This is a genomic window from Streptomyces sp. C1-1 (assembly GCF_050214755.1).
Classification (GTDB): Bacteria; Actinomycetota; Actinomycetes; order Streptomycetales; family Streptomycetaceae; genus Streptomyces.
The window spans coordinates 5,902,947-5,924,405 of the sequence record NZ_CP189826.1; the positions used below are offsets into that span (position 1 = coordinate 5,902,947).

The window sequence follows — 21,459 nt, forward strand, 5'->3', positions numbered from 1 at the left end:
ACCACCCACGAGGACGCCATGAGCAGCAGCACCGTCATCACCAACATCGCCACGCTGGTCACCAACTCCCCCTCGCTCGGCGACGGTTCCCCTCTCGGTCTGATCCAGGACGCGGCCGTCGTCATCGAGGGCGACCGCGTCGTGTGGACCGGTGAATCAAGCAAAGCACCCGCCACTGACAACCGGTTCGACGCCGGTGGCCGCGCGGTTCTGCCGGGCTTCGTCGACTCCCACTCCCACCTGGTCTTCGCGGGCGACCGCACCCAGGAGTTCAACGCCCGCATGTCCGGGCGCTCCTACACCGCCGGTGGCATCCGCACCACCGTCGCCGCCACCCGCGCGGCCACCGACGAGGCGCTGGAGGCCAACCTCACCCGCTACCTCGCCGAGGCCCTCCGGCAGGGCACCACCACGTTCGAGACCAAGTCCGGCTACGGCCTCACCGTCGCCGACGAGGCCCGCGCCCTGCGGATCGCCGCCGCGCACACCGACGAGGTCACCTACCTCGGCGCCCACATCGTCCCGCCCGACTACGCCGACGACCCGGCCGCCTACGTCTCCCTCGTCACCGGCGAGATGCTCGACGCCTGCGCGCCGCACGCCCGTTGGATCGACGTCTTCTGCGAGAAGGGCGCCTTCGACGGGGACCAGGCCCGCGCCGTCCTCACCGCGGGCAGGGCCAGGGGCCTGCACCCGCGCATCCACGCCAACCAGCTCTCCTACGGCCCCGGCGTCCAGCTGGCCGTCGAACTCGACGCGGCCAGCGCCGACCACTGCACCCACCTCACCGACGCGGACGTCGACGCCCTGGCGAACGGCGACACGGTCGCCACCCTCCTGCCCGGCGCCGAGTTCTCCACCCGCGCCGAGTGGCCGGACGCCCGCCGTCTGCTGGACGCGGGCGTCACCGTCGCCCTCTCCACCGACTGCAACCCGGGCTCGTCCTTCACGTCCTCCGTGCCCTTCTGCATCGCCCTCGCCGTGCGGGACATGGGTATGACCCCGGACGAGGCGGTCTGGTCGGCCACCGCGGGCGGTGCGGCGGCACTCCGCCGCACGGACATCGGCCGGCTCACCCCGGGCGCCTACGCCGACCTGATCGCCCTCGACGCACCGAGCCACGTCCACCTGGCCTACCGCCCGGGCGTGCCGCTGGTCACCGACGTGTGGCGGCGGGGCGTCCGCCAGGTCTGACCCGCGGGGTCAGGAGGCCCCCGCCCGCCAGCGCTGCTCCCGGCCGCCGCTGAGGGGCCGCAGTGACACTCCGTCGCCGCCGCCCGGCGCGACGGCCGTCTCGATGGCGATGGCGGGGCGGATCACGCCGTCGGAGTCCACCGTGAACCGCAGGTTCTGTCCGTGGTCGCCGTCCACCGAGGCGCACTCCCAGATGCCGACGCCCCGGTCCACGGAGCCCCGGCTGTCGAGGCAGAAGTCCGAGTCGGCGTACGACTGCACGATCCCGCGCGCCGCGTCGACCCGCCAGCGCTGGGTGGCGGCGCCGGAGCAGGGCGCCGTGACGACGGCCGTGCCGTCGCTCAGGTCGCCGGCGATGTCCAGGCAGCGGCCCGTCGAGACGTTCACGACCTGGGCGTACCTGCCGTCTGGGGCGTGGGTCGGGGAGGGGCTGGGCTTCGCCGACCTGGAGGGGGTGGAGCTCTTCGTCGGAGAGGGGGACTTGGCGATGCGGGAGGGCGAGGGAGCGGTGGACGGTGTGGCGGAGACGGTCGCCGTCACCGTCACCTGCGGGGGAGCCGTCGGCGTCTGCACGGCACCCGCCGGCCCTCCCGGCGACGAGGACGGCGAACCACCGCCCCGCGACAGCGCGAACACCAGCAGCGGCGTCAGAGCCACGCCGAGAGCGACGCAGGTCAACAGGAGCCGCCGGGAGACCGGCCAGGCGACCGGACCGAAGAGGAACCGCGTACGGGTCGGGGCCCCGGCCCGGGCGAGCGCCCCGGGCTGCCCGACAGACTTGGAACGCCCCCCGAACCAGGACCGCCCCCCGGACTTCGACCGCCTTCGCCCGGCGCCGGGACGCCCGGTCGACCCTCCCCTCGGCTCGGTGGTCGTCGTGTCGCGTGTGGCGTAGGCCGTGCCGGACCACGGCAGCAGGCCCTCGGCCAGGGCGGTGCGCGGCGAGTCGCGCAGGGCGGAGAGGTCCGTGTACGCCGCCGTGCAGTGGGCGCAGTGGACCATGTGGGCCCGCAGGTCGGCGCTCTCGCGCGGGCTGTCCGGGCGTACCGACTCCTCGATCAGCCGGCCGAAGTTGCCGCAGCGCGGGTCGCCGGAGGCGGCGAGGCGCCGGCGGAGGCAGGCCTGGGCCATGGCCTGGAGGGCCGAGGGTGTCTCGTGGGCGACGTCCTCGCGGGTCAGACCGAGCAGCAGGGCCGTCCGCCGCTCCGCCTCCCGCTCCACCACGCCGTACCAGACCAGTCCCTGGGCGCGGGAGGGGAGGGACCGGAACGCGGCGAGCATCGGCGGGTCGGCGACCGTGTCCGGGCCCGACGCGCTCAGGGCGAACAGCAGGCCGGGGTCGAGGCCCGCGGCCCGTTCGTCGCCGGCCCAGGAGACGGCCAGCCGGCCGGTCAGGAGCAGCAGTTCGTGCCGCAGCGGGACCGACGGTTCGGTGCCGCGCGCCGTCTGCCGGGCGGCCAGCGTGAACGCCTGCGAGCCCAGCTGGCGGGCCGCGGACTCGCTCGCCGTGCACAGGCGCGCGTAGGCGAGGACGGCCGGCTGGTGGCGGGCGCGGAGCTCCCGCAGAGCCGGGTAGACGGTGGCGGTGCGGGCCCGCAGCAGCTCGGTCAGCCGCGCGTCGGGCACGTCCGCGTACACACCGCCCTCGGTCGCGACGCCGTTGTCGGTCCCGTAGGCCCCGGCCATGTCCAGGCCCCCTTCCACCACCCCGCCGCGCGCCGTCGAATCCGGCCTACCGGCAGGTAGGGGGCCCATAGTGGTGGAAGTGAAGCTCTGGGGAAAGGGTTTCTGTGGGTAACCCGTGAACGACCTGGGGCGGCGCTTCCGGCATCGGATGCCGGACGTCACCGCCCCGGGACCGGCCGGTCTCGCGGCCGCCGCGGTGCTATTCCTCCAGCGTCAGCCCCTTGCGCAGCCGTACCAGCGTCCGCGACAGCAGCCGGGAGACGTGCATCTGGGAGATGCCGAGTTCGTCGCCGATCTCCGACTGGGTCATGCCCGCCACGAAGCGCAGCGAGAGGATCTTCCGGTCCCTGGCGGGGAGCTCGGCGATCAGCGGCTTGAGGGACTCGACGTACTCGATGCCCTCGATGCCGTGGTCCTCGTAGCCGATCCGGTCCGCGAGGGCGCCCTCCGCGTCGTCCTCCTCGGGCTGGGCGTCCAGAGAGGAGGCGGTGTAGGCGTTCGAGGCGGCCATGCCCTCGACGACCTCGTCCTTGGTGAGGCCCAGGCGCTCCGCGAGCTCGGCGACCGTCGGTGCCCGGTCCAGCTGCTGGGCGAGCTCGTCCCCGGCCTTGGCCAGGTCGAGCCGCAGCTCCTGCAGCCGGCGCGGGACGCGCACGGACCACGAGGTGTCGCGGAAGAAGCGCTTGATCTCACCCACGATGGTTGGCATCGCGAAAGTGGGGAACTCCACGCCCCGAGAGAGCTCGAAGCGGTCGATCGCCTTGATCAGGCCGATGGTGCCGACCTGGATGATGTCCTCCATCGGCTCACTGCGTGAACGGAATCGGGAGGCGGCGAACTTGACCAGTGCGAGGTTGAGTTCGACGAGGGTGTTACGGACGTACGAGTACTCGTGGGTGCCTTCCTCGAGTGACTCGAGTCGCTCGAAGAGGGTCTTGGACAGCGCTCGCGCGTCGACCGGACCCACCTCGTCGTAGGGCGGGATCTCCGGGAGTCCGGCGAGTGCGCCCGTGCCGACGGTGTCGTCGTTCTCGGGGCTCTCGATGCTCTCGATGGGAGCAAGATGTTCCGGAGGGGGTGTCGACGTCGCCTGCCGGGTATGCGGTGCGTCGAGCCGGGGTGACATGATGTCCTCCATCGTTCTCGGCATATGGCTGCCGAAGCCAGTGCGTGCACTGCGGTGTGCGGCGCCTCCAAAGCCGGCCGTGTCGGTTACGTATCCCTACTAGCCCTACCCGCTTTTCCACACCCGCCGCAAGTGCCTTACGTGCGGTTATGTCCGTTTGCGGGGGGTTGTTCGGGTGTCGGGAAGTGTGAGGAAGGCGTAGTGTTCGAGGGCGTACGTCAGCAGCCACGACGTCGGGAGAGAGAGACGGCATGGACCGCGGGACGGTCGGCAGCGCACAGTCTGGCCGGCTTCTGGTGGAGGTCAGGGAAGAGGGCTCCAGCGCAGTCGTGACGCCGGCAGGTGAGTTGGATCACCATACGGCCGATCTGTTGCGCGAGCCCCTCGAGGACTGCCTCGCCAAGGGATTCAAGCGGCTGGTCGTGGACTGTTCACGGCTGGAGTTCTGCGACTCCACAGGCCTCAACGTGCTGCTGGGCGCCCGGCTGAAGGCGGAGGCCGCCGGCGGCGGTGTCCACCTCGCCGGAATGCTTCCGGTGGTGGCCCGGGTCTTCGAGATCACGGGAGCGGAGGCGGTCTTCACCGTCCACGACACGCTCGAGGCGGCCCTGGCCGACCAATCCGGCTGACCCCGGCGGGGCGGGCCGGCCCTGCGCCGCCCCCGTCCCGCCCGCCCCCGTGTGACCGGCACTTTCCGGATGTCACGCTTTCCGTGCCGAAACAGGGGGTGTTCTGCCGGTTCGGTCGGGCAGGAGACATCCTGAGCCTGCCGACGGGCACGGCGAGCACGGGGGACGGTGAGCGAACGACGGGACACGAAAGAAAAAGACGGCATGCCGACGGGAAAAGCCGTCGAGCCACGTACAGACTCTTGAAACGTGAACTGGTGAATCGGTGAGGTGAAGCGCTGATGAGCACCACCCGGCCTTACCCGCCGGGCGACCGCGGCCCGGAGCCAAGCGGCGCTTCCGGGACGTCCGAGGGGGGCGCGCCCACGACAGGGGCGTCCGCCGAGGTGGATGCCGCGTCGTCTGCGGCGTCCGCGTCGTCACAGGGGCGCCAGGTCCGCAGACTGAACTTCGACGGGGCCAGCGGTGTCGTCCCCCTCGCCCGCGACTTCACCCGCCAGGCGTTGTACGCGTGGGGCTGGCTGCCGGCCGCCGGCGCCGACCAGCGGGCCGCCGCCGAGGACGTGCTGCTCGTCGTGTCCGAGCTGGTCACCAACGCCTGCCTGCACGCCGAGGGCCCCAGTGAGCTGTGGATCGCCCTCGACAACAAGGTGATCCGCCTGGAGGTCTCCGACCGCGGCACCGGCCAGCCGGCACCCCGCACCCCGCACCGCGCGGGCCGCCCCGGCGGCCACGGCATGTTCATCGTGCAGCGCCTGTGCCTGGACTGGGGCGTCGTGCGCACGCCCGGCGTGGCCGGCAAGACGGTCTGGGCGGAACTGGGCGCTCCCGCCTGACCGGGCTGGGGTTACCGAGGGTCACTCCCTCCACTCGAACCCCCTTTCGTGCGCGCCGGATCCGCACAACTCCGGCGCGCACCTTCTCTTCCCTCCTCAAGGACCCGGGCGTACCTTGACGGCCCATCTGATGTGCCGTCAGGAAACCGAGAGGGAGCGGAAATCGTGTCGTACCGGAATCGAACCGCCGTGCTCGCGTCCGTCGCGGCCCTGGCGGGCTCGGCGGTGCTGATGGCCGCCCCCGCAGCCCAGGCCAAGGTCGTCGACGTCAACTACCAGTGCAAGACGCCCATCGGGAACAAGAGCGCCGTCTCGCCCATCGACATCACCGGCGTCAAGAGCGGCAGCGGCTACAAGATCACCATGTCCTGGCAGAAGGGTGTCTCGTCCAGTCCGGTGGAGCTGGGCAAGGGCGCGATGAACCCGAGCGCCACCATCAAGCTGGGCGGCGCCGACAGCGGCACGATGAACGTGAGCGGCCCCGCCAACCAGGCGGCGATCCCCGCCAACACGCCGATCAAGATCAGTGACCTGACGGGGACGTACACGCCGAAGAAGACGGGCAGCGTGACCTTCACGCCGGGCATCCTCACCATCAAGGCGCTCGGTACGACGACCACGTGCACGCCCTCCAACAGCCCCGGCCCGGCGCTGACCCTCGACGTCACGGCGGCGAGCGGAGGCGGCTCCTCCGGCGGCACCGGCACGACCGGTTCGACCGGCTCGGACTCCGGCGGTTCCCTCCCGCAGACCGGTCCCGACGACTCCGCGATCGCCCTGGGCACCCTCGGCGGCACGGTGCTCCTCGCCGGAGCGGCGGGTGCGCTGTGGATCACCCGCAGGAACCAGACGGCCCGCGCACGCCGCTGAGCGTCCCGCGACCGACCGCACAGCGCACGCCGACGTCCACGGCACCAGCCCCCACACCGACCGCACCCCACCCCCACCGACCCGCCGACCGCCTCGTGCTTCGCATCTTGACCGTCGTTGGAGCCGCCCGATGCCCTCACCCGTCCGTGTTCCGGCCGTCCTGGGTCTGCCCCTGCTGGTCCTGCTGACGGCCGCTCCCGCCGCGAGCGCGGCGGACGGGTGGTCGCTCGCGCCCGCCGGGGGGTCGCGGCCCTCCTTCTACGCCGAGGGCGCGTCCGGGACGGTCCTGCAGGACACGGTGTCGGTCACCAACCGCAGCGGGCGGCCGGTCACGGTACGGCTCGGCGGCCGGGGCGTCCGGGCCGTGTTCGCGAAGAGCCGCGTACGCGTGCCCGCCCGCACCCGCGCCGACGTCCCCTTCACGGTGAGCGCCAGCGGCGACCGCAGCGGCGAGATCGTCGCCCGCGACCAGGACGGCCGCACGGCCACGGTCCCGCTCCGACTGCGGGCGGGCGGGCCGCAGCTGTCCGCGCTGACCGTCGAGCGGGTGGCCGTGCACGCCGACCGCATCACGTACGAGCTGGTCAACCGTGGTACGACGACCCTGGTCCCGACCCTCGCCGTGCACGCGGACGGCCTCCTCGGCCAGGTCCTGGACCGCGCTCCGCGCACCCTGCCGGTCCGCCTCGCGCCCGGCCGCCGGCTGCGCCTGACCGAGCCCTGGCGCGACCACCCCGCCCTGGACGCGGTCGACGTCCGGCTGACGGTGACGGCACCCGGCGGCGCGAAGGGCTCGGCCGCCGCGTCCGCCCGGTTCGTGCCGTGGGGCGGGGTGGCGGGGGCCGCGGGCGCGGTGACGGCGGGGGGCGCGCTGCTCCTCGTACGACTGCGACGGCACAGGCGTAGTCCACCCGAGGAAGCCCCCGAACATCCGCGGGCGGAGGTCGAGTCGACGGGAGCGGTGACGTGAACGGCAAGGTGAGGACGGCCGCGCTGCTGGCGGTGTTCGCGCTGCTCCTGCTGCCGCTGACGGCGGGGACCGCGGCGGCGGACGGGCCGAGCGTGAAGCTCTCCAAGTCCCAGGCGGGGACCGGAGGTTCGATCACCGTCGGCGGCAGCGGCTGGCGGCCGCACGCGCTGCTGATGATGCTGGTCTGCGGACAGTCCACGCCGTCGCGTGGCGTGATCGGCGGCACCAACTCCTGTGCCAACGGCGACGGCAGGGCCGTCACCACCGATGCCAAGGGCTCCTTCACCAGGAAACTGCCCGTCGCCGAGCCGCCGGTGCCCTGCCCGTGCGTCGTGCACGTGGCGACCGTGGAGGGCGCGAAGGCGCAGGCGGACGCCGTCCTGAAGGTGGCCGGGCACGCCGTGGAACCGCTGCCGGCCGAGCCCTCCGGCGGACGCCTGTCGATCCTGACCGACACCCGGCTCGACGGCTCCAGCGGCCTGCTCACCTGGTTCGGCGCACCGCCCTCACGCACCCTCGTCTTCACCGTCGGCAACGCCGGCACCGCCCCGATCAGGAACCCGGTCTTCCAAGTGGGCACCTCCCACGGCGTGTTCGCTCCGCAGTGGGAGGACCAGGAGTGGCGCGGCACCCTCGGCTCCGGGAAGAAGGCGCAGATCAAGCTGCCGGTCGAACTCTCGGCGGGCGCGCACGGCGACTACACGGTCTCCCTGAAGTACGGCGGGAAGGTCCTCGCCGAGCAGCCCTGGGGCGTGGGCCGGCCCTGGGGCGTGACCCTGTTCTGGGTCCTGGTCTGCCTGGTGGTCCCGGCGGCGCTGTTCCGCGCCGGGATGGCGATCGTGGACCGGGTGCGGCCCCGCCGCGCCGGCGGCCTGCGGCACCGCGGGCTGCGCCTGCCCGAACTGGCCCTGCGCCTGCCGGGTCTGGGCAACCACAAGCCGGGCGCCCACGCGGCGCCCCCGCCCCGTTCGACCCTGCCGTGGTTCGCCCCGGACTCCGATCCGAACACGGCCGGTCGGCTCTCCGCACCGCACGACGACAGTCCGACGAGTCCCACGACTCCCACCAGGAAGGGAACGACGTGAGAAAGCGAAGGAGAGTCACACCGGCCGGCGGAGGGAGGCCGCTCGCGGCGGGTGTCGCGCTCGTGCTCGGCGGCGCCGCGGCCCTGCTGGGGCTGGCCGCCACCTCCGCGCAGGCCGCTGAGGTGTCGTTCGCGACGCACTGTGTGCCGCCCGCCGGCATCGACCCCGTCGACGGCACCACCAAGGTCGAGATCACCGCGCCGGCCACCGCCAAGGTCGGCGACACCGTGAACGTCGTATGGAAGTTCGTCCAGGCAGCCTCCAAGAACCCGGACATCATCGACCTGCCCGCCAACTCCGTCCAGCCGTCCGGCACCCTCAAGGCGGCCGGCGCGCAGACCGCGGACATCGCGATGCAGGGGCCCCGGGAGAACCCGGCGATCCCCAAGGGCGGCGCCATGGTGCTCTCCGACATGAAGGGCACCCTGAAGCTGACGACGGCCGGCGAGGTGACGCTGACGCCGGACGCCTACACGGTCAACGCCATGTCCACGGACACCAAGTGCACCCCGAAGGAGACGGTGCAGAAGGCGGCGACGATCGAGGTGGCGCCGGGCGACGGCGGTACGACGTCGGCGACACCGACGGACACCTCCAGTTCCTCCGCGACCCCCACGGACACCGCGTCCGCTACCGAGACGGCCTCGGCCTCCGCGTCCGCCGGTGACGGCCAGACCGACTTCACCGGCAAGGAAGTCGACATCCCCTACACCTGCCAGTCCCCGATCGGCGAGAAGAAGGCCACCTCGCCCATCCAGATCAACGCCAAGAAGGACGGCGGCAGCTTCGGCCTCACCGTGCAGTTCAAGAAGTCGGTGATGGACAGCCCCGCCGACATCCCGGCCGGATCGGTCAAGCCGTCCATGGAGGTCGTCCTCGGCGGCGCCGACAAGGGCACGGTGCACGTGGAGGGGCCGACCAACTCCCAGGCCATCAAGTCGGGCGACCCGATAGAGATCCCCGACCTGACGGGCACCTACAAACCCGGCGCGAACGGCAGTTCGACCCTGTCCCCGGGCGTCCTGACGATCAACGCCCTGGGTACGACCACCACCTGCAAGCCGGACAGGACGGCGGTCTCCCTGACCCTGGACACGACCCAGCAGGCGAGCGGTGCCTCGGGCGGCACCTCGACGTCCGGCGGCACGTCCTCGTCCTCGTCGTCGAGCGGCGGCCTGGCGGAGACGGGTTCGAGCGACCACGGCGCACTGAAGGCCCTGGGCCTGGTGGCGGGCACCGCGGTGCTGCTGGGCGCGGCGGTCTTCACGTTCATGCCGGGCCGACGCACCCGGTGACACGCGAGAACGAGAAGAGCCACCCCGTCCCGAAGGACGAGGTGGCTCTCTCCCGGGTGCCCGCGCGTCAGTGCACGTCGCCCATGAGCTCCTTCACCTTCCTGCGGTACATCCACACCGCGGCGCCCGCGAGGACGGCGAGGACCGCCTGGAGGGCCACGATGCCCGTCTTGTTGAGGTCGACGCCGGCGATGGAGAGCAGGCCGGTCGTGGCGTCACCGGCGGTGACGGCCAGGAACCAGACGCCCATCATCTGCGAGGCGTACTTCGCCGGGGCCATCTTCGTGGTGACCGACAGGCCGACCGGCGAGAGCGTCAGCTCACCCACCGTCTGCACGAAGTAGATGCCGACCAGCCACATCGCCGCGGCCTTGTGCCCGCCGTCGGCGATGCCGAGCGGCGCGAGGAACAGGAAGAACGAGGCGCCGATCAGCACCAGGCCCATCGCGAACTTCACGGCCGTGCTCGGCTCCTTGCCGCGCCGGGCCAGCGCCAGCCACATCCAGGCGAAGAGCGGCGCGAACGCCATGATCATGACCGGGTTGACCGACTGGTACCAGGAGACGGGGAAGTCCCAGCCGAAGACGGTGTTCTTCGCCGAGGAGTCGGCGAACAGCGACACCGTCGAGCCGCCCTGGTCGTAGATCATCCAGAACACGGCCGCGGCGACGAAGAACCAGATGTACGCGGACATCTTCGACTGCTCGACCCGGCTCAGCTCCCGGTCCCGCTTGATGCGGGCGATGACCATCACCGGGATGAGCAGGCCGGCGATCGTGATCGGGACCAGCAGCCAGTTCAGGGTGTAGTGGCCGGAGAAGCCGACGACCGCGTAGAAGACGACGGCCACGGCGGCCCAGAAGGCCGACTTGCGCAGCGTCCTGGCCTTCTCCTCGGCCGACAGCGGGGTCGGGACGACGTTCGAGCGCGCGTCCAGGTGACGGCTGCCGAGCAGGAACTGGGCCAGACCCAGCGCCATGCCGACCGCGGCGAGCGCGAAGCCCAGGTGCCAGTTGACGTTCTCACCGACGGTGCCGATGACCAGCGGCGCGGCGAACGCGCCGAGGTTGATGCCGATGTAGAAGACGGTGAAGCCGCCGTCCCGGCGCGGGTCCTCGGGGCCGTCGTAGAGGTGGCCGACCATCGTGGAGATGTTGGCCTTGAGCAGGCCGGAGCCGATGGCGACCAGGCCGAGGCCCGCGTAGAAGGTGCCGGCGCTCGGCAGGGCCAGGGTGAGGTGGCCGAGCATGATGACCGCGCCGGCGACGGCGACGGTCTTGCGGGGGCCGAGGACCCGGTCCGCGAACCAGCCGCCCGGGAGGGCGAGCAGGTACACGAGCGACAGGTACACCGAGTAGATCGCGGTCGCGGTCGCCGCGCTCAGGTGCAGGCCGCCCGGGGCCACCAGGTACAGCGGGAGCAGGGCCTTCATGCCGTAGTAGGAGAAGCGCTCCCACATCTCGGTCATGAACAGAGTGGCCAGTCCGCGGGGGTGGCCGAAGAAGGTCTTCCCGGTGCCGGGGGTCTCCGGGCGGACCGAGTCCTTCGTCAGGCTGGACGCCATGGTCGTTCCTTGCTGGTGGGGGTTACCGCACACAAAAGAGACCTTCGGCGTCAATGCCGCCAAAGGTCCCCGCAGTGCTACAGGCGTTGCTTTTTCACCATACGGCAGAGTAGTGCCGGAAAAGGAAGGACTTGAGATGTGAATCACAGGTGACCTTGGAACCGTACACCCGCTTTCCAAGGTCCCTTACAAGATCACCCCATTGATACACAGGTTCGTTTCGGTGCGTACGAAGGTAAGAACCACGCTCGCCGATCACACCCCAGCACCTGTCGGGAGCGGACTACCATCACCTCATGACCCGTGTACTGCTCGCCGAGGACGACGCGTCCATCTCGGAGCCGCTGGCCCGCGCACTGCGCCGGGAAGGTTACGAGGTGGAGGTGCGCGAGGACGGACCCACCGCGCTCGACGCCGGAATGCAGGGCGGCGTCGACCTGGTCGTGCTTGACCTCGGTCTGCCCGGCATGGACGGCCTCGAGGTCGCCCGCCGGCTGCGCGCCGAAGGCCACACCGTGCCGATCCTCATCCTGACCGCGCGGGCCGACGAGGTGGACACCGTCGTCGGTCTCGACGCGGGCGCCGACGACTACGTCACCAAGCCCTTCCGGCTCGCCGAACTGCTCGCCCGGGTGCGGGCCCTGCTGCGGCGCGGCGCCGCCGAGCCGGCGCAGCCGCCCGCCACGCACGGCGTGCGGATCGACGTCGAGTCGCACCGGGCGTGGATGGGGGACGAGGAACTCCAGCTGACCGCCAAGGAGTTCGACCTGCTGCGGGTGCTGGTGCGGGACGCGGGACGGGTCGTCACCCGCGACCAGCTGATGCGCGAGGTGTGGGACACCACCTGGTGGTCGTCCACGAAGACGCTCGACATGCACATCTCCTGGCTGCGCAAGAAGCTGGGCGACGACGCGGCGAACCCCCGGTACATCGCGACGGTGCGGGGTGTCGGCTTCCGTTTCGAGAAGAGCTAGTCGGCTACGCGCGTTACGCAGGGGTGGTTTCGGTGAGTGGCGAGGCCGCGGACGCGCGGGGGCCGGTCGCGCAGTTCCCCGCGCCCCTGAGGGCGTTGTAGAACCGTTGGCTCGGAGGGCCCCGTGCGTCGTCGTCTGATTCAGTCCACCCTCGCCGTCGTGCTGGTGGTCATCGCCGTCTTCGGCGTCTCCCTCGTCATCGTCGAGACGCGGACCATCAGCAACAGCGCCCAGGAACGGGTGAGTTCCGAGGCGCAGCGGCTGGCCAGCATCGTGGACAGCCGGCTGATCGGGGCGGGGGCGGTCAACCCGGAGGTGCTGCACGGCCAGGTCACCGGCGACCGCTACGCCGTGGTCACGATCCCCGGGCAGTCCTCCTTCACCCTCGGCACCAAGCCCGAGGGCGAGGTCATCCGGGGCCACGCCACCGGCGAGGAGGGCGAGACGGTCGTCGTCGAGGAGCCCCGCTCGACCGTCAGCCGGGAGGTCGGCCGGACGCTGCTGATCATCGGCCTGGTCGCGCTGCTCGCGGTCGTGGCCGCCGTACTCCTCGCCATCCGCCAGGCCAACCGGCTCGCCTCCCCGCTCACCGACCTCGCCGAGACCGCGGAGCGGCTGGGCTCCGGCGACCCGCGCCCCCGCCACAAGCGCTACGGCGTCCCCGAGCTGGACCGCGTCGCGGACGTCCTGGACTCCTCCGCCGAGCGCATCGCCCGGATGCTCACCGCCGAGCGGCGCTTGGCCGCCGACGCCTCCCACCAGCTCCGTACGCCGCTCACCGCGCTGTCGATGCGGCTGGAGGAGATCACCCTCACCGACGATCCGGACACCGTGAAGGACGAGGCAAACGTCGCCCTGACCCAGGTGGAGCGCCTGACGGACGTGGTGGAACGTCTCCTCACCAACTCCCGCGACCCCCGCGCCGGCAACGCCGTCTCCTTCGACCTCGACGAGGTCATCCAGCAGCAGCTGGCCGAGTGGCGGCCCGCCTACCGCAGCGCGGGGCGGGCGATCGTCAGCTCCGGCAAGCGGCACCTGCAGGCCGTGGGCACCCCGGGCGCCGTGGCCCAGGTCCTGGCGGCCCTGATCGAGAACTCGCTGATGCACGGCGGGGGCACGGTGGCGCTGCGCACCCGGGTCACCGGCAACCAGGCGGTGGTGGAGGTGACGGACGAGGGCCCGGGCGTACCGGCCGACCTCGGCGCGCGCATCTTCGAGCGGACCATCAGCGGCCGCAACTCGACCGGCATCGGCCTGGCCGTGGCCCGCGACCTCGCGGAGGCGGACGGCGGCCGTCTGGAGATGCTCCAGACGAAGCCGCCGGTCTTCGGTCTGTTCCTGTCCCGCACACCGCCCCTGAAGCGGCCCCGGACGGACGAGGAGCCGACGGTCCGCTGAACCCGGGCGTGGCCGCGCGGCCGCCGGCGTTCGTCAGTCCGCGTCAGCCGACCCGCTGCCGCGCCTTGCGTCGCCCCAGCTGGGCCGAGGCCTCCGCCTCGGCCTCCAGAAAGGCCTCCGCGTCGGCGACGGCCTCCCGGGCCGGCAGCGCCTTGAACACCCAGGTGCGGTAGGACCAGAACCGGAACAGCGTGCCCAGCCCGATACCGACGACCTTGAAAATGTTCCGCTGCAGCGAGCTGTCCCAGCCGAAGCCGTAGATCGCGGCGTACAGCACACCGTTCTCGATCACCAGACCGACCAGGCTGAACGCGAGGAAAAGCGTCAGTTCCCTGGTCCGGGCGCTCTTGTCACGGTCGCGGTAGGTGAAATAGCGGAAGCCCAGATAGTTGACCCCGATGGCGACGACGGTCGCGATGACGTTGGCGCGCACCGCCTGCAGGCTGGTCACATGCCACAGCAGGTTGGAGACGCCGAAGTTCACGACGGTGCCGAGCGCGCCCACCGCCCCGAACTTGGCGATCTCCTGAGTGAGCCTTCGCAGCCCGGAGGAACCCTGTTCCATGGTCCTTGAGGCTCCCATCCGGTAGGTTTCACCGTCGTTTTTCGTCGTTTTCGCCAACCCAGCCATGCTAACCACCGCCCGTTGCGATCGCCTGTGCATGAGCTCACAGGTCGGAAACGGGTCGGAAAGAGGTCGGGAAGAGCGGGGGAGGCGAGGGAAAAGTCCGGGAAGAGCCCGGTAAGAGCCCCCGGAAACGGCCGGAAACCGGTCCCCGTGGCGCGGCCGATACCCTAGGGGCGTGACGTTCCCGGTAGTCGGCATGGTCGGCGGAGGCCAGCTCGCTCGTATGACACACGAGTCAGGCATCCCGCTCGGCATCAGGTTCAAGCTCCTCAGTGACACTCCCCAGGACTCCGCGGCCCAGGTCGTCGGCGATGTCGTCGTCGGCGACTACCGCGACCTGGACACGCTGCGTGCCTTCGCGCAGGGCTGTGACGTGATCACCTTCGATCACGAGCACGTGCCCACCGAGCACCTGCGGGCCCTGGAGGCGGACGGCATCCCCGTGCGCCCCGGCCCCGACGCGCTCGTGCACGCCCAGGACAAGGGCGTGATGCGCGCGAGACTCGACGCGCTCGGCATCCCGTGCCCACGGCACAGGATCGTCAGCGACCCGGCCGACGTGGCCGCGTTCGCGGCGGAGGGCGACGGCTTCCCCGTCGTCCTCAAGACCGTCCGCGGCGGCTACGACGGCAAGGGCGTGTGGGTCGTGGACAGCGCGGAGGAGGCCGAGGACCCCTTCCGCGCCGGCGTCCCCGTGCTGGCCGAGGAGAAGGTCGACTACGTCCGCGAGCTCGCCGCCAACGTCGTCCGCTCCCCGCACGGCCAGGCCGTCGCCTACCCGGTGGTGGAGTCCCAGCAGGTGGGCGGCGTCTGCGACACGGTGATCGCGCCCGCCCCCGACCTCGACGAGGCCCTCGCGCTCAAGGCCGAGGAGATGGCCCTGACCATCGCCAAGGAACTCGGCGTGGTCGGCCACCTCGCCGTCGAGCTGTTCCAGACCCGCGACGGCCGCGTCCTGGTCAACGAACTGGCGATGCGCCCGCACAACTCCGGCCACTGGACCCAGGACGGCGCGATCACCTCCCAGTTCGCCAACCACGTCCGCGCCGTCCTCGACCTCCCGCTCGGCGACCCGCGCCCGCGCGCGAAGTGGACGGTCATGGTCAACGTCCTCGGCGGCGACTACCCGGACATGTACTCCGCGTACCTGCACTGCATGGCCCGCGACCCCCAGCTGAAGATCCACATGTACGGCAAGGACGTGAAGCCCGGCCGCAAGGTCGGCCACGTCAACACCTACGGCGACGACCTGGACGACGTTCTCGAGCGCGCGCGTCACGCAGCCGGCTACCTGAGAGGCACGATCACCGAATGAGCCCCGTTGTAGGCATCGTCATGGGTTCGGACAGCGACTGGCCGGTCATGGAGGCCGCCGCCAAGGCCCTGGACGAGTTCGAGATCGACTACGAGGTCGACGTCGTCTCCGCGCACCGGATGCCGCGCGAGATGATCACGTACGGCGAGCAGGCGGCCGACCGGGGCCTGAAGGTGATCATCGCGGGCGCCGGAGGCGCGGCCCACCTCCCCGGCATGCTCGCCTCCGTCACCCCGCTGCCGGTCATCGGCGTCCCCGTGCCGCTGAAGTACCTCGACGGCATGGACTCCCTGATGTCGATCGTGCAGATGCCGGCCGGCGTCCCCGTCGCGACCGTCTCCGTCGCCGGCGCCCGCAACGCCGGCCTGCTCGCGGCCCGCATCCTCGCCGCCCACGACGAGGACCTGCTGCAGAAGATGCGCGACTTCCAGCAGGACCTGAACGACCAGGCCACCGAGAAGGGCAAGCGCCTGCGCGCCAAGGTCGACGGCAACGGCGGCGGCTTCGGCTTCGGGAAGTGACGCCCGTGAGCTCACTGGAGCAGGCCCGGGAACTCCTTGCCGAGTTCCCGGTCGTCGACGGCCACAACGACCTGCCCTGGGCCCTGCGCGAGCAGGTCCGCTACGACCTCGCCGCCCGCGACATCGCCGTACACCAGAACGCGCATCTGCACACCGACATCCCGCGCCTGCGCGAGGGCGGGGTCGGCGCGCAGTACTGGTCGGTGTACGTGCGCTCGGACCTGCCGGACGCGGTGCCGGCGACCCTGGAACAGATCGACTGCGTACGGCAGTTGCTGGCGCGCTACCCGGCGGACCTGGCGCCCGCGCTGACCGCGGCGGACATGGAGGCGGCACGGCGGGACGGCCGTATCGCCTCCCTGATGGGCGCCGAGGGCGGCCACTCGATCGCCAACTCCCTCGGCACGCTGCGCGGGCTGTACGCGCTGGGCGTGCGCTACATGACGCTCACCCACAACGACAACAATGACTGGGCGGACTCGGCGACCGACGAGCCGAACGTCGGCGGCCTGTCGGCCTTCGGCCGTGAGGTCGTGCGGGAGATGAACCGGCTCGGCATGCTCGTCGACCTCTCGCACGTGGCGGCGACGACCATGCGGGACGCGCTGGACGCCACCAGCGCGCCGGTGATCTTCTCCCACTCCTCCTCGCGGGCCGTGTGCGACCACCCGCGCAACATCCCGGACGACGTCCTCGAACGCCTCCCCGGCAACGGCGGCATGGCGATGGTGACCTTCGTGCCGAAGTTCGTGCTCCAGGCCGCCGTCGACTGGACGGCCGCGGCCGACGAGAACATGCGCGCCCACGGCCTGCACCACCTCGACACGAGCCCGCAGGCCATGAAGGTCCACCGGGCCTTCGAGGAGCGCAACCCGCGCCCGGTCGCGACGGTCTCCACGGTCGCCGATCACCTGGACCACATGCGCGAGGTCGCCGGCGTCGACCACCTCGGCATCGGCGGCGACTACGACGGCACGGCCTTCACCCCCGACGGTCTGAACGACGTCTCCGGCTACCCGAACCTCCTCGCCGAACTCCTCGACCGCGGCTGGTCCAGGGCCGACCTGGCCAAGCTCACCTGGCAGAACGCGGTACGGGTGCTGGGCGCCGCGGAGGACGTGGCGCGCGAGCTCCAGGGCACGCGGCGGCCGTCGAACGCGACGATCGGCGAACTGGACGGCTGACACGGCGCGGCGGCAGGGGGTCGCTGGACCGGCCGACCCCCGAACGCCCCACCCACCAGGAAGCCGCACCGGCTCCGTGCGACGGTGACCGTACATCTTCGGGATCCTTCGGGACGATCACGACGTACGGAGCCCGCCATGGCAGATCTCCAGGACGAACTGGACACGACGACCGAGGCCGACGGGCTCGACGGCCTGCCGGACCCCTTCGAGACCGCGGAGCCGTACACCCCTGTCTCCGACCCGGACGGCGCTCCGCTGGAACGCGCCCACGCCATCCTCGCCGCGCATCCCGTGGCGGACGGCTACAGCGGACTGCCGTGGGCGCTCAGACACCTGCGCTGGTACGACCTGGAGCTCGGCGAGAGCGCCGTGGACACCGACGTGCCGCGGCTGCGGGAAGGGCACGTCGGCGCGCTGTTCTGGTCGCTGCACCTGCCCGAGGGGCTGGCCGGGGACCGGGCCGTCGGGGCCACCCTGGAGCAGCTCGACCTGGTCAAGACGGTCGTCCACGCCCACCCCGAGGGCCTGCGGCTGTCCGGCGCCGCCGGACAGGTCACCGACGCCCGCAACTGCGGCCGCATCGCCGTCCTGCTCGGCCCCGCGGGCGCGGCCGCCCTCGGCGACTCCCTCGGCATCCTGCGCTCCCTGCGCTCCCTCGGGCTGCGCGTCCTCACCCTGAGCGGCGCGTCCTGGGCCAGCGAGGCCGGGCTGACCCGGTTCGGCGAGGAGGTCGTGCGGGAGATGAACCGGCTCGGCGTGCTCGCCGACCTCTCCGGCGCCTCCGCCGACACCATCCGCCGCGCCGTCGCCGTCTCCAAGGCGCCGGTGCTGTTCACCCGCTCCGCCGCCCGCGCCCTGCGCCCCCACCCGGCCAACCTCCCCGACGACCTGCTCGCCGAGCTCGGCGCCGCCGGGGGCCTGTGCATGGTGCCGCTGACGGCGGAGCAGGCCGGGCCCTCGGTCCGGGACGTCGCCGACCACCTCGACCACGTCCGCGAGATCGCCGGGCCCGAGTGCGTCGGCCTGTCCGGCACCTACGACGCCGGCACCGCCCACCCCCAGGACCTGGCCGACGCCTCCTGCTACCCGCTGCTGATCGCCGAGCTCCTGCATCGCGGCTGGTCCGAACGCGACCTGGCCCTGCTGACCTGGGGGAACGTCCAGCGCGTGCTGCGCAACGCCGACTTCACGGCCCGCGCCGCCCAGCTGCGCCGCGAGCCATCGACGGCGAAGATCGCCGACCTGGACGGGTGACGGACGGGGCCCACGACGGGCGGGGCCCTACGACTCCTCGATCCGGCACAGGCAGAACGGATGCCCCGCCGGGTCGGCGTACACCTGGAAGTCCTTCTCCTTGCGGTCCCCCAGGTCCAGCGGCGTCGCCCCCAGCGCCAGCACCCGCTCGTGAGCCGCGTCCATCTCCTCCCACGTCGAACCGGCGTCGAAGTCGAGGTGGAACTGCTGCGAGTTGCGGTCCGCGCGCGGCCACTCGGGCGGAGTGAGACCCTCCGCCCGCTGGAAGGCCAGCCGCGGCCCGTCCGGGACGCGCAGGACGACCCAGTCGTCGTCCTCGGCCCGCGGGGTGCCGCCGACGACCTGTGCGTAGAAGTCGGCCAGCGCGTGCGGGTCGGGGCAGTCGATCACGACGGAACGGAAACGGGCCACGGCCATGGTGTCCTCCTGATCAGCAGGCACAGAGGCAGAACGGGTGCCCTGCCGGATCGGCGTACACACGCCAGCTCCGCGAGCGGTCGTCCGCGTCCAGCGGCTTCGCGCCGAGCGCCACGACACCGGCCTCGGCCTTGTCCAAGTCCTCCACGGTCAGGTCGAGATGGAACTGCTGCGAGCGGTCCGGCGTGGGCCACTCGGGGGCGACGAAGCCGGGGGAGGCCTGGAAGGCCAGCGCCCGGCCGTCGGGGGTCGTGAGGTCCACCCAGTCGCCGTCCGCCTCGACGGTGCCGCCCAGCACCTCGGCGTAGAAACCGGCGAGCGCGCGCGGGTCGGGACAGTCCAGGACGACGGTGCCCAGCTTGGCGAGAGCCATGACTTCCTCCTGCGTTACCAGTAGATGCGGTCAAGGAGTAACCGTTACCGCATGCTGCCCCATTGGAGGTAACGTCGCAAGAGGAATTCCCGGAGGTAGCGTGCAGCCATGAGTGAGAGATCGGCCGCGCCCGGGGGCCTCGCACTGGTCGAGTCCCTGGTCAACACGCTGGACATCGAGTCGGGAGCCGACGCCCTCGACACCGAGGGCGGCCGGGCGCGCCTCGGACTCACCCAGGACGAGGTCCCGACCGCACGCGAACTGCGCGAATCCCTGCGCGCGGCACTGCTCGCCCACGCCGGCCACCCGCCGCACACCCACGTCGTACCCCTGGACGACCTGCTGGCGTCCGCCCCGCTGCGCGTCACCGTCGACGCCACCGACGGCTCCGCCGCGCTCACCCCCGCCGACGCACGCCCCCTGCTCTCCCGCGTCGCCGCCGCCGTCGCCGAAGCCCTCGTCGCGGGCACCTGGCTGCGCCTCAAAGCCTGCGAGGCCGACACCTGCCACTGGGCCTATTACGACCGCAGCCCCGCCGGACGCGGCCGCTGGTGCTCGATGCAGGTCTGCGGGGCCCGCGCGAAGATGCGCCGCTACCGGGCCAAGTAGTTCTCCGGCCACCGCCCGCACCGGTGGTGCAGAATGCAACGAGACGCCGGTTCGGCCGACTGAGCCTCGGCCGAACCGGCGTCGTCCGCGCGGTTACGCGGTGGGCCGGCCCATCGCCCGGTACGTCCACCCCGCCTTGCGCCACAGTGCCGGATCGAGCGCGTTGCGCCCGTCCAGGATCACCCGGGCCGCCGCCACCTCGCCCAGCTCCGCCGGGTCCAGCTCGCGGAACTCCCGCCACTCCGTCAGATGCAGGACGACGTCCGCGCCCCGCACCGCCGCCGTCGCCGAGTCCGCGTACCCGAGGGTGGGGAAGACCTTGCGGGCGTTGTCCATGCCCTTGGGGTCGTAGACGGTCACCTGGCCGCCCTGGAGGTGGATCTGCCCCGCCACGTTCAGCGCGGGGGAGTCGCGCACGTCGTCCGAGTCCGGCTTGAACGTCGCACCGAGCACCGCGACCCGCTTGCCCAGGAACGGCCCGCCACCCAGCGCCTGCCTGGCCAGCTCCACCATCTGCCCGCGCTGGCGCATGTTGATCGAGTCGATCTCCCGCAGGAACGTCAGCGCCTGGTCCGCGCCCAGCTCACCGGCGCGCGCCATGAACGCCCGGATGTCCTTGGGCAGACAGCCGCCGCCGAACCCGATCCCCGCCCGCAGGAACTTCCTGCCGATCCGGTCGTCGTACCCGATGGCCTCCGCCAGCTTGGCCACGTCGCCCCCGGAGGCCTCGCACATCTCCGCCATCGCGTTGATGAAGGAGATCTTGGTGGCCAGGAAGGAGTTCGCGGAGGTCTTCACCAGCTCGGCCGTCGGGAAGTCCGTCACCACGAACGGCGTCCCCTGCGCGATCGGCGTGGCGTACACCTCGCGCAGCAGCTTCTCGGCCCGCTCGCTGCGCACGCCGGCCACGATCCGGTCCGGCCGCAGGGTGTCCTCGACGGCGAAGCCCTCGCGCAGGAACTCCGGGTTCCAGGCCAGCTCGGCGTCCTCCCCGGCGGGGGCGTGCTCGGCGAGATAGCGGGCCAGCCGGTCGGCGGACCCCACCGGCACGGTCGACTTGCCCACGACCAGCGCGGGACCGGCCAGATGCGGGGCGAGAGAGGCGAACGCGGACTCGACGTACGACATGTCGCAGGCGTACTCGCCGTGCTTCTGCGGGGTGTTGATGCACAGGAAGTGCACGTCGCCGAACGCGCCGACCTCGGCCCAGTCCATGGTGAAGCGCAGCCGTCCGGTGGAGCCCTCGATCCCGGCGACGTGCTTGCGCAGCAGCTCCTCCAGGCCGGGCTCGAACATGGGCGCCTCGCCCCGCTCCAGCTTGGCGATCTTCTCCGGCACCACGTCGAGCCCCAGCACCTCGAAGCCCAGCTCCGCCATGGCGGCGGCATGCGTCGCGCCGAGATAGCCGGTGCCGATCACGGTGATCCTGAGGGCCATGGGATGCTCCAGAGTGGGGACGTTGGCGATGCGGAGCCGAGCATAGTCGGGCCGTTCGCCGGGCACTTTTCCCGCTGTCGCCAAGCTCACG

General features: G+C 71.8%; 21 protein-coding genes. 14 read left to right on the plus strand and 7 right to left on the minus strand.

What is annotated here, in order from left to right; all coding sequences use genetic code 11:
• Positions 1-18: 18 nt before the first annotated feature.
• On the plus strand, positions 19-1,194 hold the full coding sequence (gene hutI / locus ACQF4J_RS27050) for an imidazolonepropionase (protein ID WP_427166957.1): 1,176 nt from the start codon (positions 19-21) through the stop codon (positions 1,192-1,194).
• Positions 1,195-1,203: 9 nt separating this feature from the next.
• On the opposite strand, the gene ACQF4J_RS27055 is transcribed toward hutI, so the two are convergent.
• Together ACQF4J_RS27055 and ACQF4J_RS27060 are read right to left on the minus strand one after the other, a co-directional pair.
• Positions 1,204-2,880, minus strand: coding sequence for a ricin-type beta-trefoil lectin domain protein (locus ACQF4J_RS27055; RefSeq protein WP_427166958.1), 1,677 nt, complete (start codon positions 2,878-2,880; stop codon positions 1,204-1,206).
• A gap of 199 nt (positions 2,881-3,079) precedes the next feature.
• Entirely contained in the window at positions 3,080-4,018 is a 939-nt protein-coding gene (locus ACQF4J_RS27060) for an RNA polymerase sigma factor SigF (RefSeq protein WP_351565363.1), read from the minus strand.
• 239 nt (positions 4,019-4,257) lie between these two features.
• Here ACQF4J_RS27060 and ACQF4J_RS27065 point away from each other — a divergent pair, with 239 nt between their 5' ends.
• The 6 genes from ACQF4J_RS27065 (at position 4,258) to ACQF4J_RS27090 (ending at position 9,691) form a co-directional block, all read left to right on the plus strand.
• Positions 4,258-4,635 carry an STAS domain-containing protein gene (locus ACQF4J_RS27065; protein ID WP_058924921.1) on the plus strand — a complete coding sequence of 126 codons (378 nt, stop codon included), beginning with the start codon at positions 4,258-4,260 and terminating at the stop codon, positions 4,633-4,635.
• 281 nt (positions 4,636-4,916) lie between these two features.
• The gene (locus ACQF4J_RS27070; protein ID WP_351565369.1) at positions 4,917-5,471 is read left to right on the plus strand and encodes an ATP-binding protein; all 555 of its coding nucleotides are present in this window, start codon (positions 4,917-4,919) and stop codon (positions 5,469-5,471) included.
• Positions 5,472-5,636: 165 nt separating this feature from the next.
• Entirely contained in the window at positions 5,637-6,341 is a 705-nt protein-coding gene (locus tag ACQF4J_RS27075; RefSeq protein WP_351565372.1) for an LPXTG cell wall anchor domain-containing protein, read from the plus strand.
• Between the two features lie 130 nt (positions 6,342-6,471).
• A complete protein-coding gene (locus tag ACQF4J_RS27080; protein WP_427166960.1) occupies positions 6,472-7,311 on the plus strand; it encodes a hypothetical protein in 840 nt (279 codons plus the stop codon).
• Positions 7,308-8,396, plus strand: a complete 1,089-nt coding sequence (locus ACQF4J_RS27085; RefSeq protein ID WP_351565378.1) for a hypothetical protein — start codon at positions 7,308-7,310, stop codon at positions 8,394-8,396. The genes ACQF4J_RS27080 and ACQF4J_RS27085 overlap by 4 nt, the downstream gene beginning before the upstream one ends.
• A gap of 62 nt (positions 8,397-8,458) precedes the next feature.
• Positions 8,459-9,691, plus strand: a complete 1,233-nt coding sequence (locus tag ACQF4J_RS27090) for a hypothetical protein (RefSeq protein WP_351565545.1) — start codon at positions 8,459-8,461, stop codon at positions 9,689-9,691.
• 67 nt (positions 9,692-9,758) lie between these two features.
• Here the strand turns inward: ACQF4J_RS27090 and ACQF4J_RS27095 are convergent, their stop codons facing one another.
• Positions 9,759-11,255, minus strand: coding sequence for an oligopeptide:H+ symporter (locus tag ACQF4J_RS27095; RefSeq protein ID WP_351565381.1), 1,497 nt, complete (start codon positions 11,253-11,255; stop codon positions 9,759-9,761).
• A 296-nt stretch (positions 11,256-11,551) separates the two neighbouring features.
• Here ACQF4J_RS27095 and ACQF4J_RS27100 point away from each other — a divergent pair, with 296 nt between their 5' ends.
• Together ACQF4J_RS27100 and ACQF4J_RS27105 are read left to right on the plus strand one after the other, a co-directional pair.
• A complete protein-coding gene (locus tag ACQF4J_RS27100) occupies positions 11,552-12,229 on the plus strand; it encodes a response regulator transcription factor (RefSeq protein WP_058928367.1) in 678 nt (225 codons plus the stop codon).
• Positions 12,230-12,352: 123 nt separating this feature from the next.
• Complete coding sequence (locus ACQF4J_RS27105) at positions 12,353-13,627, plus strand: ATP-binding protein (RefSeq protein WP_351805910.1); 1,275 nt, start codon at positions 12,353-12,355, stop codon at positions 13,625-13,627.
• 43 nt (positions 13,628-13,670) lie between these two features.
• Here ACQF4J_RS27105 and ACQF4J_RS27110 read toward each other — a convergent pair whose 3' ends face one another.
• The gene (locus ACQF4J_RS27110; protein ID WP_351565387.1) at positions 13,671-14,192 is read right to left on the minus strand and encodes a GtrA family protein; all 522 of its coding nucleotides are present in this window, start codon (positions 14,190-14,192) and stop codon (positions 13,671-13,673) included.
• Between the two features lie 238 nt (positions 14,193-14,430).
• Here ACQF4J_RS27110 and ACQF4J_RS27115 point away from each other — a divergent pair, with 238 nt between their 5' ends.
• The 4 genes from ACQF4J_RS27115 to ACQF4J_RS27130 all read left to right on the plus strand — a co-directional run bounded on the left by ACQF4J_RS27115 (position 14,431) and on the right by ACQF4J_RS27130 (position 18,532).
• On the plus strand, positions 14,431-15,570 hold the full coding sequence (locus ACQF4J_RS27115) for a 5-(carboxyamino)imidazole ribonucleotide synthase (RefSeq protein ID WP_351565390.1): 1,140 nt from the start codon (positions 14,431-14,433) through the stop codon (positions 15,568-15,570).
• Positions 15,567-16,091: a 5-(carboxyamino)imidazole ribonucleotide mutase gene (gene purE / locus ACQF4J_RS27120; protein WP_351565393.1), complete on the plus strand. Its 525-nt coding sequence runs from the start codon at positions 15,567-15,569 to the stop codon at positions 16,089-16,091. The genes ACQF4J_RS27115 and purE overlap by 4 nt, the downstream gene beginning before the upstream one ends.
• A gap of 5 nt (positions 16,092-16,096) precedes the next feature.
• On the plus strand, positions 16,097-17,275 hold the full coding sequence (locus tag ACQF4J_RS27125; protein WP_351565395.1) for a dipeptidase: 1,179 nt from the start codon (positions 16,097-16,099) through the stop codon (positions 17,273-17,275).
• A gap of 138 nt (positions 17,276-17,413) precedes the next feature.
• On the plus strand, positions 17,414-18,532 hold the full coding sequence (locus tag ACQF4J_RS27130; RefSeq protein WP_351565398.1) for a dipeptidase: 1,119 nt from the start codon (positions 17,414-17,416) through the stop codon (positions 18,530-18,532).
• Between the two features lie 27 nt (positions 18,533-18,559).
• Here ACQF4J_RS27130 and ACQF4J_RS27135 read toward each other — a convergent pair whose 3' ends face one another.
• Together ACQF4J_RS27135 and ACQF4J_RS27140 are read right to left on the minus strand one after the other, a co-directional pair.
• Positions 18,560-18,949, minus strand: coding sequence for a VOC family protein (locus ACQF4J_RS27135; RefSeq protein ID WP_427166961.1), 390 nt, complete (start codon positions 18,947-18,949; stop codon positions 18,560-18,562).
• A gap of 13 nt (positions 18,950-18,962) precedes the next feature.
• Positions 18,963-19,322, minus strand: a complete 360-nt coding sequence (locus ACQF4J_RS27140; protein ID WP_351565409.1) for a VOC family protein — start codon at positions 19,320-19,322, stop codon at positions 18,963-18,965.
• Positions 19,323-19,430: 108 nt separating this feature from the next.
• Here ACQF4J_RS27140 and ACQF4J_RS27145 point away from each other — a divergent pair, with 108 nt between their 5' ends.
• Positions 19,431-19,931, plus strand: coding sequence for a CGNR zinc finger domain-containing protein (locus ACQF4J_RS27145; RefSeq protein WP_351565412.1), 501 nt, complete (start codon positions 19,431-19,433; stop codon positions 19,929-19,931).
• Positions 19,932-20,024: 93 nt separating this feature from the next.
• On the opposite strand, the gene ACQF4J_RS27150 is transcribed toward ACQF4J_RS27145, so the two are convergent.
• Complete coding sequence (locus ACQF4J_RS27150) at positions 20,025-21,368, minus strand: UDP-glucose dehydrogenase family protein (RefSeq protein WP_351565415.1); 1,344 nt, start codon at positions 21,366-21,368, stop codon at positions 20,025-20,027.
• Positions 21,369-21,459 lie beyond the last annotated feature (91 nt).

Excerpts from the sequence above, each read along its gene's own strand:
- hutI (WP_427166957.1), top strand. The coding sequence starts at position 19 with ATGAGCAGCAGCACCGTCATCACCAACATCGCCACGCTGGTCACCAAC.
- ACQF4J_RS27055 (WP_427166958.1), bottom strand. The coding sequence starts at position 2,880 with ATGGCCGGGGCCTACGGGACCGACAACGGCGTCGCGACCGAGGGCGGT.
- ACQF4J_RS27060 (WP_351565363.1), bottom strand. The coding sequence starts at position 4,018 with ATGGAGGACATCATGTCACCCCGGCTCGACGCACCGCATACCCGGCAG.
- ACQF4J_RS27065 (WP_058924921.1), top strand. The coding sequence starts at position 4,258 with ATGGACCGCGGGACGGTCGGCAGCGCACAGTCTGGCCGGCTTCTGGTG.
- ACQF4J_RS27070 (WP_351565369.1), top strand. The coding sequence starts at position 4,917 with ATGAGCACCACCCGGCCTTACCCGCCGGGCGACCGCGGCCCGGAGCCA.
- ACQF4J_RS27080 (WP_427166960.1), top strand. The coding sequence starts at position 6,472 with ATGCCCTCACCCGTCCGTGTTCCGGCCGTCCTGGGTCTGCCCCTGCTG.
- ACQF4J_RS27095 (WP_351565381.1), bottom strand. The coding sequence starts at position 11,255 with ATGGCGTCCAGCCTGACGAAGGACTCGGTCCGCCCGGAGACCCCCGGC.
- ACQF4J_RS27100 (WP_058928367.1), top strand. The coding sequence starts at position 11,552 with ATGACCCGTGTACTGCTCGCCGAGGACGACGCGTCCATCTCGGAGCCG.
- ACQF4J_RS27110 (WP_351565387.1), bottom strand. The coding sequence starts at position 14,192 with ATGGAACAGGGTTCCTCCGGGCTGCGAAGGCTCACTCAGGAGATCGCC.
- purE (WP_351565393.1), top strand. The coding sequence starts at position 15,567 with ATGAGCCCCGTTGTAGGCATCGTCATGGGTTCGGACAGCGACTGGCCG.
- ACQF4J_RS27130 (WP_351565398.1), top strand. The coding sequence starts at position 17,414 with ATGGCAGATCTCCAGGACGAACTGGACACGACGACCGAGGCCGACGGG.
- ACQF4J_RS27135 (WP_427166961.1), bottom strand. The coding sequence starts at position 18,949 with ATGGCCGTGGCCCGTTTCCGTTCCGTCGTGATCGACTGCCCCGACCCG.
- ACQF4J_RS27140 (WP_351565409.1), bottom strand. The coding sequence starts at position 19,322 with ATGGCTCTCGCCAAGCTGGGCACCGTCGTCCTGGACTGTCCCGACCCG.
- ACQF4J_RS27145 (WP_351565412.1), top strand. The coding sequence starts at position 19,431 with ATGAGTGAGAGATCGGCCGCGCCCGGGGGCCTCGCACTGGTCGAGTCC.
- ACQF4J_RS27150 (WP_351565415.1), bottom strand. The coding sequence starts at position 21,368 with ATGGCCCTCAGGATCACCGTGATCGGCACCGGCTATCTCGGCGCGACG.